Here is a 14,580-nt window from a genome sequence, read left to right on the forward strand (position 1 = left end):
TGGCAACTTTTTCCGTCACCGCCCAAGGATTCCATGAAACTCAAGCTTACTCTCGCCGCCGCCTTTGTCGCCACGCTCGCCCTGACCGCTTGCGGCAGTTCCGATGACAGCCCGGTCCAGGTGCCGCCACCGGCGGTCACCAACCCGACCACCTTCGCCAGCAAGGACGTGGTGATCGGCACCGGCGCCACAGCGGCGCTCGGCAAAAACATTACCGTGCATTACAGCGGCTGGCTGTACGATTCGAGCAAACCGGAAAACAAGGGCACCCAGTTCGAAACCACCGTCGGCAAAACGCCGGCCACGTTCGCGCTGAACCCGGGCAACCTGATCGAAGGTTGGACCGACGGCATCCCGGGCATGAAAGTGGGCGGCAAGCGCACCCTGACGATTCCGGCCGCCAAGGCTTACGGCGTCGCCGGCCGGGGCGTCATTCCAGGCAACGCCGGCCTGGTGTTCGACATCGAACTGACCGAAGTGAAGTAATTCCCCTCCCGGCGCGCCTCCGCTGCGCCGCTGCCCGATCCTTTCGTATCCCGAAAGGATCGGGCCATGCCTGCCCGCGCACGCCTGCCTGCCCGCCAATACCGATCCTCCGCGCCATCGACCATGCCGGACTGCCGCCGCCTGCGCGGCGCACGCATGACATAACACAGCATGCGCGGCCCTGCGGCGCGCACGATGGCAGCTTGTCCACCTTTGAGGATTCGCCATGCCCACTCGCCTTGCACTGGCGCTGTTGCTGTCCGCCGCCGCCACCGCCGCCGCCGTACCAAGCTACACCGTAACCGTCCTGCCCGATGGAATGGCCCCGGCCGGCATCAACAATGCCGGCCAGATCGTCGGCACCCGCAACGAGCACGCCTACCTGTGGTCAAGCGCCGGCGGCGTCGACCTCGGCACCTTGGGCGGCGCCAGCAGCACCGGCGCGGCGCTCAACCGCTTCGGCGAGGTGACCGGCGGCGCGCTCACGGCCAGCGGCGAAGAACACGCCTTCATTTACAGCCATGGCGTGATGACCGACCTCGGCACGGTCGGCGGCGGCACGCTGGCGCGCGGCACGGCGATCAACGACCTGGGCCAGATTGCCGGGGACTTTCATGCGCCCGCCACCGGCTGGGGCGCCTTTGTACGCCTCGATGGCCAACTGCGCGATATCGGCAACCTGGGCGGCGCCAGTACCTGGGCCAGCGGCATCAACAACGCCGGCCGCGTGGTCGGGTCCTGGCTGGCGCAGGGCGACTTCCATCCGCCGCAAAGCGCCTATATCTACGAGAACGGCGTCATGAGCGCCCTCAACTATTCATCCTCGGGCATCAGCAGCGCCAACGCCGTCAACCAGGCCGGCCAGATCACCGGCACCGACTGGCACGGACCGGAAGCGGCCTATCTGTACACCAACGGCATGACGCAGGTGCTGGGAAGCATGTATGGCCTGGCCGCGTGGGGCACCGCGCTCAACAACCGGGGCGAGGTGGTCGGCAACCTGGGCGGGCCGCTGCAAGTGCCGTTCTTTGGGTTTATCTACGCCAACGGCGCCATGAGCGACCTCAATACACTGATCGATCCCGCGCTCGGCTGGACCGTGACCAGCGCCGCCGGCATCAACGACCTGGGCCAGATCGCCGCCTGGGGCTGTCACGACAGCGGGGAGTGCGGCGGCCTGTTGCTGCAGCTGGCCAGTCCCGTGCCCGAGCCGCGCGCCACGGCCATGCTGCTGGCGGGACTGGCGCTGCTGGGGCTGGCGTGGCGCAGCCGCAAGTTCAGCGCAGCATATCGACGTGCATGATGCCGTCTTCGTCGTAGGGCGCGCCCACGGTGGCGAAGCCGAAGCTGGCGTAGAACGCCGCCAGGTGCTGCTGGGCGCCGATGCGGATGCGCTGGCCCGGATGCTGGCGTTCGGCGCGCGCGATGCCCTCGGCCAGCAGGGCGCGTCCGCTGCCGCCGCCGCGCGCGCCCCTGGTGGTGAGCACGCGCCCGAGCGACATCTCGGCGAACTTGACGCCGGGAGCGAGGCAGCGCAGGTAGGCCGCCAGCACGCGCGCGCCATCGACCGTGTGCCAGCCGAGCAGGTGGTGCGCGCCCTGGTCGTAGCCATCCATGTCCGGATACAGGCAGGTTTGTTCGAGGATGAACACATCCTGGCGGCTGGCCATGACCGCGTACAGGTCGGCGCCGGAGAGTTCGTCGAAGTGGCGCCATTCCCAGGCGATGGACGGGTTTGCGGTCATCGTTTCTACTTTCATTGTTCTGCGTTCTAGTTAGCGGTTTCAAAACCTTCGAGCACGTTGACCACGTTGATGCCGATCTCGCTGACCGCATAGCCGCCTTCGAACACGAACGCGGTCGGCAGTCCGGTATGGGCGATGCGTTCGCCGATGCGCAGGAAATCGCTGCTTTGCAGCGCGAACGACGACAGCGGGTCGCCCGCGAACGTATCGACCCCGAGCGAGACCACCAGCGCGTCCGGCGCGAAGCCGGCCAGCTTGACGCAGGCCGATTCGAGCGCCAGGAACCACTGGGCCGGAGTCGATCCGGCCGCCAGCGGCAGGTTCAGGTTGTAGCCCGTGCCTTCGCCGTCGCCGCTCTCGCCGGCGTGCCCCAGGTAGAACGGATACTCGCCGCGCGGATCGGCATGGATCGAGATGAACAGCACGTCCTTGCGGCCGTAGAAAATGCTCTGCGTGCCGTTGCCATGGTGGTAGTCGATATCGAGGATGGCGACCTTCCTGGCGCCGTCGTCGAGCAGATGCTGGGCCGCCAGCGCGGCATTATTGAGGAAGCAGTAGCCGCCGAAAAAATCGGCGCCCGCATGGTGGCCGGGAGGGCGGGTCAGCGCGAAGGTGCCGCGTTCGCCCAGGCGCAGCGCATGCGCGGCGTTGACCGCGCAGTCGGCCCCGGTCTTGGCGGCGATCCAGGTGCCGGCCGTGAGCGGGGTGCCGCTGTCCATCGAGTACAGGCCCATGCGCGCGGCAAAATTATCGGGCTCGATATCGGTGCGCATGCCGCGGATCGGCCACACCGACGGAAACGCGTCCTTGTCGGCATTGGCTTCGTCGAGCGCGACCCACTCGCTCCAGGCGCTGCGCAAGAAATGCAGGTAGCGCGGCGTGTGGATGCGCTCGAGCGAGACCAGCGACACGCCATGCGGCGTGACCACCTTGCCCAGGCCGCGCCGTTCGAATTCGGCCAGCACCATCTCGACCCGCTCCGGCTTTTCGAAGCAGGGCACGAGGGCGCCGCGGAACATTTCGTGGCGCCCCCGGTGCTGGGCATGGTGCTCGTTATAGAAGGTCAGCACGGCCGCTCCCGCTGTCAGTCACCACCTCAGTCACCACATAATGTGCTGCTGTTGTAGGCCGCCACGAAGTCGTCGAAGCTGCCGCTCTGGGTCTGCTCGATGATGGCCTGTTCGGCCAGCGAGGTCGCCGCCATCTCGTCGAACAGCGCCGCTTCGGCCGGCATCAAGGGGCTGTCGCGGAAGGTGGCCGCATGCAGCTCGCTCTGGCGCAGGCCGAAGGCGGCCGAGGAGCCGAGCGCGCGCACTTCGTCCAGCACCCGCGCCGATGGCGTCAGGGCCGCATTGGCGACCTTGGCGCGCTGCGCGGCCAGCGAGGCCGCATGCACGCCGTCTTCGTTGTGGGCGCTGTCGAGCAGCGCCGCCACCGGGGCGATGCGCTCGATCAGTTGGTCGGCCCACTCCCGCAAGCCGATCTCTTCGCCGTTGCGGGTCAGGGTCAATCCGGGACGGCGGCCTTCCTTGACCGTGCGCGCGAAATTGCGCGCGTGGACCAGGCTTTCCATGTGGTTGATCAGCGGGCTGTCGTCGAGCGCGCAAAACAGCAGGAAGGCATCCATGAAGCGGCCCGTTTCGACGCTGATGCCGATCGGTTCGAACGGATCGACATCGAGGCAGCGCACTTCGATGTACTGCACGCCGCGCTTGCACAGCGCCTGCACTGGACGCTCGCCGGTGCGGATCACGCGTTTCGGGCGGATGGTCGAATAGTATTCGTTCTCGATCTGCAGCACGTTGGTCGAAAGCTGGATCCACTGGCCATCGCGCTTGGTGCCGAGCGCCTGGTACGGCTTGTAGGGCCGGTTCACGGCATCCATCAGGGTGCTGACATAGCTCTCTAACGAGTTCTCGTGCGGCGTCAGGCCCGATTGCGCGTCGTTCTGGTAACCGAGGTCGCTCATGCGCAGGCTGGTCGCATACGGCAGGTACAGCGTGTCGTCGGACAGTTTTTCGAGCTGGTGTTCGCGCCCGCGCAAAAAGCCGGTGGAGAGCGCCGGCGAGGCGCCGAACAGGTACATCAGCAGCCAGCTGTAGCGGCGGAAGTTGCGGATCAGGGCGATGTAGCTTTCGGACTGGAAGTCGCGCAGCGCGCTGCGCCGTTCTTCGGCGATGCCTTCGCTGCTGGAAAACAGCTGGAACATCTGCTCCGGCAGCGAGTAGTTGTAGTGGATGCCGGCGATACACTGCATCGCTTTACCGTAGCGCAGCGCCAGGCCGCGCCGGTACACGTGTTTGAGCATGCCGATGTTCGACTTGCCGTACCAGGCGATGTCGATGTCTTCTTCGGCCGGCAGCTCGCACGGCATCGATTCGCTCCACAGCATTTCGTCGCCCAGCTTGGTGTAGGCGTAGCGGTGGATGGCGTCGAGTTTGTGCAGGGTGGTGCCGATATCGTTTTCCGCCGGCGTGATGAATTCGAGCAGGGCTTCGGCGTAGTCGGTGGTGATCTGCGGGTGGGTCAGGGCGGCGCCCAGCGCTTGCGGGTGCGCGCTGCGCGCCAGGCGCCCGGCGCGGTCCACGCGCAGCGTTTCGCGCTCGATGCCGCGCAGGCCCTGGCCCAGCAGGGCGCGGTGTTCATCATCGTCGAGCAGGGCCAGGCGGCGGGTCAGTTGGTTCGACACGGTGAATCCTTTCTTGTACTGCCAAATAGGTAAGTGCTGCGAGATTAACCGAAATCCGGCCAGCGCGCCTGAGGGTTGGATTTGTTGCCGGGATGGGGCTTGGGTTTTGCTACAAAGATTATTGTATATGCAATGCGGCCGCGCTAAGAGGCCGGTTTTTTGGCCGCCGCGATCCAGGCGTCGACCTGCTGTTCGAGCAGCGCCAGCGTCAGCGGCCCGTTATCGAGCACCACGCTGTGAAAGCGCCGCAGGTCGAATTTGTCGCCCAGCGCAGCCTGCGCCTTCTCGCGCAGCGCGCGGATTTTCAACTGTCCGACCTTGTAGCCGAGCGCCTGCGCCGGCCAGGCGATGTAGCGGTCCACTTCCAGCTCGTTGTCGCCCGGCGCGTTGGCGGTGTTGGCGTTCATGTAGTCGAGCGCCTGCTGGCGCGTCCAGCCCTGGGTGTGGATGCCGGTATCGACCACCAGCCGCACCGCGCGGAACATCTCGGCGTTCAGGTGGCCGAAGGCGGAAAACGCATCCTTGTAAAAACCCAGCTCGGGGCCGAGCGTTTCCGCGTACAAGGCCCAGCCTTCGCCATACGCGCCGTGCCAGCCGTGGCGGCGGAAGGCCGGCAGGTCGGCGATGTCGGCCGCGCGCGCCACCTGCAGGTGGTGGCCGGGCAGCGCTTCGTGCAGGGCCAGCGTTTCCATCTCCCACATGGGACGTGTTTCGATCAGCGAGGTGTTGACCACGAACGCCGCCGGCCGGTCGGCGGCGCCGGCCTCGTACCAGGCCGCGCCCAGCTTTTCGGCGCCCGCGCCGGTGGCCGCCTTGACCAGCACTTCCTGCGCCGGCGCGGTCGCGAACAGTTTCGGCACGGCCGCGTTGGCGCGCGTGATGATGCGCCGGTAGCGCGCCAGCAGCGCGTCGCCGCTGGTGTAGAACAGGCGCGGATCGGTCTTGGCGAACACGATGAACTGGGCGAAGCTGCCGCTAAAACCGGTGCGCGCGATCGCCGCCGTCATCCCGGCGCGCAGGCGCGCCACTTCCTTCAGTCCCAGCGCGTGGATGGCGGCCGGCGCCATTTCGATGGTGGTCTGGCGGGTCACCGCCAGCAGGTAGTAATCGAGGCCGGACGGCAGCGCGCTGGCCGCGATCGACTCGCGCGCGACCGGCACGTATTCGTTGCGCAGGAATTCTTCCAGCTCCTGCAGCGCCGGCGCCACCCGGTTGCGCAGCGCCACGGGACCTGCCAGCGCCAGGGCGTCGCGCACCGGCTTGTCGATGCTGGCCGGGATCTGGCGGAACGGCTGGCCGAGCGGACCGTCGACCGCGTTTTCGCGCAGCTGCTTGAGCAGCGGCGGCACCGCGCGCACGGTCACCTTGGGCGCCACCCAGCCGCTGCGCATGCCTTCGCGCAGTTGCTCGATCAGGCCCGCGACGTGGGCCGGCACCGCGTCCAGGCGCGCCAGGTAGTTACGGTAATCGCCCTCGGTGGCGAACGGCATCTGCGCGGCCAGTTGCGCCAGCGTGATGTGCAGGCCGGCGTAAGCGCTGATCGGCTGCGCCTGGAACGGGTACAGGGCGGCCGCCTTGACCGCCTGTTCTTTCTCCCACACGAACAGGTCGTAGGACAGCTGCTGCTGCGGACTCAGTTTGTCGCGCTCGATCTGCCTGGCCTGGTCGAGCATCTTGCGCTGGTGCGCATTGGCGGCGCGGCTGGCGACCAGGGTGGTCTCGCTCAGGGCCGCGTCGTAGCGGTAGTCGCCCACCGAGGTGGCGTATTCGGGCTGGTTTTGCAGGCGCCATTCCCAGTCGCCGTCGAACAGCGCGCGCGCCTGCTGGTCGGCTGTCTGTCGCTCCGCTGTGGGGCGTTCCGCGGCGACGCGTTCGACGGCTGGGCGCTCTTGCGCCGGCCGTTCGGGCACGGCGGCTTGCCCCGCGCCGGCGGCCAGCGGGGCGAGCATCAGGACAGAGGTGGCGATCAGTTTGCGCATCTGATCATTTTAGCAAAGGGGACGGTGCGCACGTTGCACCGCAGAACTTATATGGCGTCGCCGATCCGTGCGCCGCTGACGCGCTCGATGCCGGCCAGGTCGCGCCAGCTCTGCACCTCGCGGTAGCCGCCTTCGGCCAGCAGGGCGCGCACCTGGGCGGCCTGGTCGTAGCCGTGCTCCATCAATAGCCAGCCTGCGGCCGCCAGATGGTGTGGCGCGCCAGCCACAATGGTGCGCAGGGCCGACAGGCCGTCGGCGTGGTCGGTCAGCGCGCCGACCGGCTCGAAGCGCAAATCGCCCTGGGCCAGGTGGACGTCGCCGTCGGCGATGTAGGGGGGATTGGCGACAATCAGGTCGAACGACTCGGCGGCGATGGCGCCGAACCAGTCGCTTTGCACGAAGCGCACGGCGGCGCGGTTGGCTTGCGCGTTGGTGCGCGCCACCTCGAGCGCGGCGGCGCTGACGTCGAGCGCCGTGACGCCGGCGTCGGGCCGGGTGTGCGCCACGGCCACCGCGATGGCGCCGCTGCCGGTGCCCATGTCGAGCATGCGGCCGCGCACGGGCAGGCGTTCGAGCGCCAGTTCGACCAGCAGTTCAGTATCGGGACGGGGAATGAGCACCGCCGGGTTGACGGCGAAATCGAGGCCGTAGAATTCGCGTCGCCCGACGATGTAGGCAATCGGTTCGCCCGCCAGGCGCCGTTCGACCAGCGCTGCCAGCGCCCCCGCCTCGGGCGCGCTGAGCACCCGTTCGGACTGGGTAATGAGGCCGATGCGCGTGATGCCGAGCGCATGGCAGGCCAGGATGCGGTTTTCCAGCGGTTCGAGCGGCAGCAGCGACTGCAGCGCGCCGACGCGCGCGCCGGCGCCAATGGTCCACATGATCAGCGGTTGCCGCGCCGTGCCAGCACGAACAGCAGCAAGGCGCTGATGATGGCCAAGCACAGGGTCGACCATTGCGGGATCGACAGGCCGAGCAGGGTGTCGACCGCGTCTTCGCACAGGCCGTCGGCTTCGAAGATCCATGGCAGGTAGATCGCGGTCGGGACTTTATTGAGCATGGTCTGCATCGGGTCGATGCCGCACGACAGGCCCGGATGGGCCAGCACCCACAACTGCTTGCCGGCGTAGAACAGGCCGGTCAGGGAGCCGGCCAGCCCGAAGAAGGTCCACAATTTGAACTGCTTGGCCGACGCCGCCGCCAGGCACACCAGTCCGCAAAAGAAGTAGGCGTAGCGCTGGATCACGCACAGCGGGCATGGCAGCATGTTCTTGTAGTGCTGCAGGTACAGCGCCGCGCCAAGCAGGGCGAAGCAGACGGCGGAAAGGGTCATCAGGAGCGTGCGGTTGTTGGGCATCGTTTCAGGTCCTAGAAGTGTTTTTGTTTGCGGGGACCTCGAACAACCTACTGCGCGCCGCAATTGTCGTCCTGCGATGCTCACCGTACCTTCGTACGGCTGCGCTTCTCGGACGACACTTGCGCCGCTCGCTACGGTTGTTCGAGGTCCCCTGGCGTCTCTTGACATGCGGCCTGGGTACGCCGCATTGCACAGTCTACAACGTCCAGCTTATGAATTGTTTAATCGCCGAGGGCGGCCAGCAATTCAGCCTGGTGTTCGGCCGCCAGCGCGTTGGTCAATTCGGTCAGTTCGCCGTCCATGATGAAGTCGAGTTTATACAGGGTCAGGTTGATGCGGTGATCCGTCATGCGGCCCTGCGGGAAATTATAGGTGCGAATCCGCTCGCTGCGGTCGCCCGAGCCGATCAGGCTTTTGCGGGTGGCCGCTTCCTTCGACTGCTGCTCGCGCAACTGCACATCCTTGATGCGTGCCGCCAGCACCTTGAGCGCCGAGGCCTTGTTCTTGTGCTGGCTGCGGTCGTCCTGGCATTCGACCACGATCCCGGTCGGCAGGTGGGTAATGCGCACCGCCGAATCGGTCTTGTTGATGTGCTGCCCGCCGGCGCCCGAGGCGCGGTAGGTGTCGATGCGCAGGTCGGCCGGGTTGATGTTGACGTCTTCGACTTCGTCCGCTTCCGGCATCACCGCCACGGTGCAGGCCGAGGTGTGGATGCGGCCCTGGGTTTCGGTGGCCGGCACGCGCTGCACGCGGTGCCCGCCCGATTCGAATTTGAGCTTGGAGTAGGCGCCGTTGCCGATCAGGCGCACGATCACTTCGCGGTAGCCGCCCAGGTCCGACACCGATTCCGACACCGTCTCGACCTGCCAGCGATTGCGCTCGGCGAAGCGCACGTACATGCGCAGCAGGTCGCCCGCGAACAGGGCCGACTCGTCGCCGCCGGTGCCGGCGCGGATTTCGAGGAAGATGTTGCGCTCGTCGTTGACGTCTTTCGGCAGCAGCATCTTTTGCAGGTCCATCTCCAGCTGCGCCACGCGCGCCTTGCCGGCTTCGATTTCCTCCTGCGCGAAGTCCTTCATGTCCGGGTCCGAGAGCATCTCCTGCGCGTCGGCGATATCGTCCTGGGCGCTCTGGTACTCCTTGAACAGCGCCACCAGCGGGCCGATTTCGGCGTGCTCGCGCGTCATCTTGCGGTAGGCGTCCATGTTCGAGGTGGCGCCTTCGCTCATGAGCAATTCGTCAAGTTCGACAAGGCGGTTGGCCAGTTGATCCAGCTTGGCCAGCATCGATGGTTTCATAGGGTGCTCGTGTAAGGTGAAGGAAGCTAACAACCGGGAACGGCCGCAGGACTGCGGCGCGGTACGACAAGGGGCTTGGGCGCTAACGGCGGCCGCGGAACAACTGGGGCAGCAAGGTCGCCAGGCGCGCGCGCTCGTCGCCCTGGGCGCGATGCAGGGCCTGCTGCGGGCCGTGCAGGAACTTGGCGGTCAGGCCCTTGGAGAGGGCGTCGAGCACGGCGTCGACATCGTCGCCGCGCGCCAGCATTTTTTTGGCGCGTTCGAGTTCGAACAGGCGCATCGCTTCGCTGTTTTCTTGCAGATCCTGGATCACGGGCACCATGGCGCGGTCGTCGATCCAGTGCATGAAGGACTGCACCCGCGTTTCGATGATGGCTTCGGCCTGGGCCACCGCGGCCTGGCGGCTCTCCAACCCGGTCTGGACCACTTGTCCGAGGTCGTCGACGGTGTACAAAAATACGTCGTCGAGACGCCCGACTTCGGCTTCGATATCGCGCGGCACGGCCAGGTCGACCATGAACATCGGTTTATGCCGGCGCGCCTTGATCGCGCGCTCGACCAGGCCCAGGCCAATCAATGGCAGCGAGGACGCGGTGCAGGAAATGACGATGTCGAACTGCGCCAGCTGCTCTGGCAGCGCGGCCAGGCGGATCGCCTTGCCATTGAAACGGTGCGCCAGCGTTTCGCCGCGCTCCATGGTGCGGTTGGCGATGGTGATGTTTTTCGGGTTCTGGGCCGCAAAGTGCGTGGCGCACAACTCGATCATTTCGCCGGCGCCGATGAACAGCACATTCTGGTCGGAGATCTTGTCGAAGATGCGTTGCGACAGGCGCACCGCGGCGGCCGCCATGGAGACGCTGTGGGCGCCGATTTCGGTGGTGCTGCGCACTTCCTTGGCCACCGAAAAACTGCGCTGGAACAGCTGGTGCAGGTAGGTGCCGAGGCCCCCGGCTTCGTCGGCCAGGCGCATCGCGTCTTTCATCTGGCCGAGGATCTGCGGTTCGCCCAGGACCATGGAATCGAGCCCCGAGGCGACCCGGAATGCATGACGCACGGCGGCATCGTGCGGCAGCATGTACAGGTGCGGGCGCAGTTCGGCGAAGTTGAGCTTGTGGTAATCGGCCAGGAAGTGGGCGCTCGCATCGAGCGGATTGGCGACATCGCTGGCGGCGTACATCTCGGTGCGGTTGCAGGTCGAGAGGATCGCCGCTTCGTCGCCGCCACGGGCGTCGATGCGGGCAAACCAGCCGCGCGCCGCCTGCACCGCCTGGCCGAGCTGGTCAGGCGCGAGCGCCAGCTGCTCGCGAAGCGAGACCGGTGCGGTGGTGTGATTGAGGCCGACGGCGAGCAGTTGCATGGCTTTACAGTGTACGGATGTGTACCGCCATTATACCGTGATGTGTCAAGGACCTACTGAAAGGAGGGTTTTTTGGTGCGGGAGGGCAACGATTGGGGCCAATCAACCGGGACAGTGGACGCGCATTATCGGCGTTCAAAAACCGCTAACTGAACTATTCCCGACAAGTTCGGTCTAAAAATGACCAACCCGCCTGAGGGCGGGTTGGTCGGGAATGTGGGTGGCCCCGGGGAGCCGGGCCACGATCGGACCTAGTGTCATCACCAGTAAGGGTGGCTGGGAGAGGACATTCCTAGGGCTGCGACAAAATAATAGCACCATGTGCCCAAAATTCAAGCAGATACGCCGCGCACCGGTTCACGCCCCCAGCTTCTCCAGCCGGTATCCATAGCTGTACACCGGCACCAGGCGGAAGCCATTTTCCGGGCGCAACTGCAACTTGTTTCTTACACGCGACACATGGGTATCCATGGTGCGTGACGGCACCGCCGTCTCGCGGATCCACACCGCTTCATGAATATACGCGCGCGACAAGGGACGGCCGATATTCCGAAAAAACAACAGTGCCAGGTAGAATTCTTTGTGCGTGACTTCGATGACGTTGCCGTCCATCAGCAACCGGCCCGGCCGGGTTTCGAAAATATACGGTCCGAACTGGAGTTGTTCGGCCCCGTTCTGGGCCGGGTAGGCGCGCCGCAGCAGGGCTTGCACGCGCGCCACCAGTTCGCCCCGGCGCAGCGGCTTGACCATGTAATCGTCGGCGCCGGCGCCAATGCCGGCCACGATGTCATCTTCGGCCGAGCTGCTGGTAAGGAACATCATGGGGGTGGTGGAGGGCAGCTTTTCCTTGGCGCGGCGCAGTACTTCGGTGCCGTTCATGTCGGCCACCTGCCAGTCCAGGATCAGCATGTCGACGCTGTCTTTACGTAGCTGTCCGAGCAAATCTTTACCACTGTCAAACGACTGACAGACGTGTCCGGCGGAGGTCAGCACCTGGCAAATCAGGTCTGCCTGGCTGCGATCATTGTCTAGGACGGCAATTCTCATGGTGGCGTGTGTCGAACGTAAAAACGTGTCGTAGGAGGAGTCCTACCTTGTGCTATTGAATAGTTACTCTGAATATAACAGACTTTTACAAAGCAACACTAATTGGAACACATTAATTTACATCCGGCAACGAACTGATCTGCCGTGCCATCCCCTCGTTTGATTACACGGTACACTGGAAAAACGCCGATTTCAATCGACTTTTTGAGTCTTGAAGGAAATTTACATATCGAAAGGAGAACCATGAACAAAGCCTTGACAGCGATTCCAGGCAATCCCGAAGCGATTTTGCAAGTGCGCGAAGCATGCCGGCGCATGGTGCGCAACCGCGCGGCCGTCTCGGCCGGCATATCGGCGTTGCCGGTTCCCGGGCTCGATGTGATGTCCGACCTGACCATGCTGACCGGACTGGTGAACGACGTCAACGCCGCCTTCGGCCTGTCCGCCGAACAAGTCGAGCACTTGCAGCCGACCTACAAGCGCATCGTCTTCGGGGCGGCGGCGGGGGTGGGCGGCATGATGGTGGGAAAATTAATCACGCGCCAGCTGGCGCTGCGGCTGCTCAAGCGCAGCGGCGGCAAGGCGTTTGTGAGGTCGGCCGCGCGCTTCGTGCCGCTGGCCGGGCAGGTGGCCTCGGCGGCGATCGGGTTTACCGTGTTCCGCAAGCTCGGCTACGACCATGTGGACGCCTGCGCCACGGTCGCGCGCGAATTGCTGGCGGCGCGCGCCGTTTAGCAGCGTGCCGGGTGGCACGTTAGTGCCGGACCGATCAGGTATCCGGCAACACCACGTTTACTTCAAGCACTTCCAGGTTGCCCTGGCGGTCCAGCGACAATTTGATGTCGTCCGGATTGACGCGGGTGTACTTCGAGATCACTTCAAGCAGTTCGCGGTGCAGCGCCGGCAGGAAATCCGGGCCGGTGCGGTGACCGCGTTCGCGCGCGATGATGATCTGCAGGCGCTCCTTGGCCGCGGTGGCGCTTTTCGGCTTGGAGGGAAACAGGAATGAAAGCAGGGCCATATCACTTTACTCCGAAGATGCGCTGGAATATGCCTGGTTTTTCATAGCTGGTAAAGCGCAGCGGTACATCGTCGCCGAGGAAGCGCGAGACCACGTCCTCGTAGGCCTCGGCCACGTCGGTGCCCTTGAAATGAATCGCCGGATTGCCCTGGTTCGATGCGTGCAGCACCGATTCGGACTCGGGAATGATGCCGACCAGGGGAATGCGCAGGATTTCCTGCACGTCCTGGTAGGACAGCATTTCATCGTTCTCGACCCGCTTGGGCGAGTAGCGCGTGATGAGCAGGTGTTCCTTGACCGGCTCGGCGCCGGTCTGGGCGCGGCGCGACTTGGCCTGGATGATGCCGAGGATGCGGTCCGAATCGCGCACCGACGACACTTCCGGATTGGTCACGATGATCGCTTCGTCGGCGAAGGTGAGCGCCATCAGCGCGCCATGCTCGATGCCGGCGGGCGAATCGCAGATGATGTATTCGAAGCCCATGTTGATCAGGTCGTGCAGCACGCGTTCGACGCCTTCTTCCGACAAGGCATCCTTGTCGCGCGTCTGCGAGGCTGGCAGGATGAACAGGTTGTCGCAATGCTTGTCCTTGATCAGCGCCTGGTTGAGCGAGGCTTCGCCATTGATGACGTTGATCAGGTCGTAGACGACCCGCCGTTCGCAACCCATGATCAGGTCGAGATTGCGCAGGCCGACGTCGAAGTCGAGCACGGCGGTCTTGTGGCCACGCATGGCCAGGCCGGTAGAAAAGCTGGCGCTGGAGGTCGTCTTGCCGACGCCACCCTTGCCGGAAGTCACAACAATAATTCTTGCCACAGGGGGTCCTTTTTTCGTATCTGGTATTTAAACGCGGGAGGCCGGACTGATCGACAGTATATCGATGCGGTCGCCGATCAAGCGGATTTGCGTCGGCTGGCGCGCCAGCTGCGGCGCGAAGCCATCTTCGAACGTGCGGTAGACGCCGGCGATCGAGACCAGCTCGGGCTGCATCGCCATGGCGAAGATGCGCGCGTCGGCATTGCCCGAGGCGCCGGCCAGGGCGCGTCCGAACAGCGACGCGTAAATATGGATGCTGCCGTCGGCGATGATTTCGGCGCCGTTGTTGACCACCGCCGTGACGATCAGGTCGCCGCCGCGCGCATATACGCGCTGGCCGGCGCGCACCGGGGTGTCGATGATCATGGTGCCGGGCGCGACGATGGCTGTGGCCGGGGCGGGCGCCGGGATGGTCGCTGCCGGCGCTGCCGCTTCGCTGCGCGCCTTGTCGCCGCTGGCGCCGTCGTCGAGCGAGAGGCCGCGCGCGCGGATCGCCTCGTGCATGGACGCCGGGGCGCCGCGCACGGCCACCGCGTTCAGGTGGTATTTTTTGAGCAAGGTGACCATCTTGTCCCAGTCGATGCGCGGCGCGTTCTCGGCCAGGGCGCTGATATCGATCACGGCGAATTCGTCTTCGAAGAAATCGGCCGAGCCGCCCGTCATCTGCTTGAGCGCCGCATCGATCGCCAGCGGGTCGGCCGAGTACAGAATCGTGGAGATCGCCACCACGGTGGAGATCTTGATTTCGATAGGCAGTTGGGACGGGCTTTTGAGCATAGACGAG

General features: G+C 65.1%; 15 protein-coding genes. 3 read left to right on the forward strand and 12 right to left on the reverse strand.

Annotated elements, in window-relative coordinates:
- The first annotated feature begins 33 nt into the window (after positions 1 to 33).
- A complete protein-coding gene (locus F0185_RS14165) occupies positions 34 to 486 on the forward strand; it encodes an FKBP-type peptidyl-prolyl cis-trans isomerase (protein ID WP_167225433.1) in 453 nt (150 codons plus the stop codon).
- 226 nt (positions 487 to 712) lie between these two features.
- Positions 713 to 1,789: a PEP-CTERM sorting domain-containing protein gene (locus tag F0185_RS14170; protein ID WP_167225435.1), complete on the forward strand. Its 1,077-nt coding sequence runs from the start codon at positions 713 to 715 to the stop codon at positions 1,787 to 1,789.
- On the opposite strand, the gene F0185_RS14175 is transcribed toward F0185_RS14170, so the two are convergent.
- The 9 genes from F0185_RS14175 to F0185_RS14215 form a co-directional block, all read right to left on the reverse strand.
- The gene (locus F0185_RS14175; protein WP_167225437.1) at positions 1,764 to 2,231 is read right to left on the reverse strand and encodes a GNAT family N-acetyltransferase; all 468 of its coding nucleotides are present in this window, start codon (positions 2,229 to 2,231) and stop codon (positions 1,764 to 1,766) included. The two genes, F0185_RS14170 and F0185_RS14175, sit on opposite strands and share 26 nt — an antisense overlap.
- Before the next feature lie 26 nt (positions 2,232 to 2,257).
- Complete coding sequence (locus tag F0185_RS14180; protein WP_167225439.1) at positions 2,258 to 3,301, reverse strand: histone deacetylase family protein; 1,044 nt, start codon at positions 3,299 to 3,301, stop codon at positions 2,258 to 2,260.
- Between the two features lie 26 nt (positions 3,302 to 3,327).
- Positions 3,328 to 4,920 (reverse strand): glutamate--cysteine ligase, encoded by a 1,593-nt coding sequence (gene gshA, locus F0185_RS14185; protein ID WP_167225441.1) that lies wholly within the window; start codon positions 4,918 to 4,920, stop codon positions 3,328 to 3,330.
- Between the two features lie 143 nt (positions 4,921 to 5,063).
- Complete coding sequence (locus F0185_RS14190) at positions 5,064 to 6,899, reverse strand: DUF885 domain-containing protein (RefSeq protein WP_229477010.1); 1,836 nt, start codon at positions 6,897 to 6,899, stop codon at positions 5,064 to 5,066.
- Between the two features lie 47 nt (positions 6,900 to 6,946).
- The gene (gene prmC / locus F0185_RS14195; RefSeq protein WP_167225443.1) at positions 6,947 to 7,780 is read right to left on the reverse strand and encodes a peptide chain release factor N(5)-glutamine methyltransferase; all 834 of its coding nucleotides are present in this window, start codon (positions 7,778 to 7,780) and stop codon (positions 6,947 to 6,949) included.
- 2 nt (positions 7,781 to 7,782) lie between these two features.
- Positions 7,783 to 8,256, reverse strand: a complete 474-nt coding sequence (locus tag F0185_RS14200; protein ID WP_167225445.1) for a disulfide bond formation protein B — start codon at positions 8,254 to 8,256, stop codon at positions 7,783 to 7,785.
- Between the two features lie 221 nt (positions 8,257 to 8,477).
- Positions 8,478 to 9,554 carry a peptide chain release factor 1 gene (gene prfA, locus F0185_RS14205; protein ID WP_167225447.1) on the reverse strand — a complete coding sequence of 359 codons (1,077 nt, stop codon included), beginning with the start codon at positions 9,552 to 9,554 and terminating at the stop codon, positions 8,478 to 8,480.
- An 82-nt stretch (positions 9,555 to 9,636) separates the two neighbouring features.
- Entirely contained in the window at positions 9,637 to 10,911 is a 1,275-nt protein-coding gene (hemA, locus tag F0185_RS14210; RefSeq protein WP_167225449.1) for a glutamyl-tRNA reductase, read from the reverse strand.
- 357 nt (positions 10,912 to 11,268) lie between these two features.
- Positions 11,269 to 11,958, reverse strand: a complete 690-nt coding sequence (locus tag F0185_RS14215) for a response regulator transcription factor (RefSeq protein WP_166891310.1) — start codon at positions 11,956 to 11,958, stop codon at positions 11,269 to 11,271.
- Between the two features lie 243 nt (positions 11,959 to 12,201).
- Between F0185_RS14215 and F0185_RS14220 the strand changes: the two genes are divergently transcribed.
- Positions 12,202 to 12,693 (forward strand): hypothetical protein, encoded by a 492-nt coding sequence (locus F0185_RS14220; RefSeq protein ID WP_167225451.1) that lies wholly within the window; start codon positions 12,202 to 12,204, stop codon positions 12,691 to 12,693.
- A 34-nt stretch (positions 12,694 to 12,727) separates the two neighbouring features.
- Here the strand turns inward: F0185_RS14220 and minE are convergent, their stop codons facing one another.
- From minE to minC, 3 genes are read right to left on the reverse strand one after another with little or no spacing between them, the layout of a single operon-like run.
- A complete protein-coding gene (gene minE / locus F0185_RS14225; protein WP_166875981.1) occupies positions 12,728 to 12,979 on the reverse strand; it encodes a cell division topological specificity factor MinE in 252 nt (83 codons plus the stop codon).
- Position 12,980: 1 nt separating this feature from the next.
- On the reverse strand, positions 12,981 to 13,796 hold the full coding sequence (minD, locus tag F0185_RS14230) for a septum site-determining protein MinD (protein WP_166875984.1): 816 nt from the start codon (positions 13,794 to 13,796) through the stop codon (positions 12,981 to 12,983).
- A gap of 27 nt (positions 13,797 to 13,823) precedes the next feature.
- Entirely contained in the window at positions 13,824 to 14,573 is a 750-nt protein-coding gene (gene minC, locus F0185_RS14235) for a septum site-determining protein MinC (RefSeq protein ID WP_167225453.1), read from the reverse strand.
- Between the last annotated feature and the right edge of the window lie 7 nt (positions 14,574 to 14,580).

The organism is Massilia rubra (assembly GCF_011682065.1).
In the GTDB taxonomy this organism is placed as follows: Bacteria; Pseudomonadota; Gammaproteobacteria; order Burkholderiales; family Burkholderiaceae_D; genus Telluria_A; species Telluria_A rubra.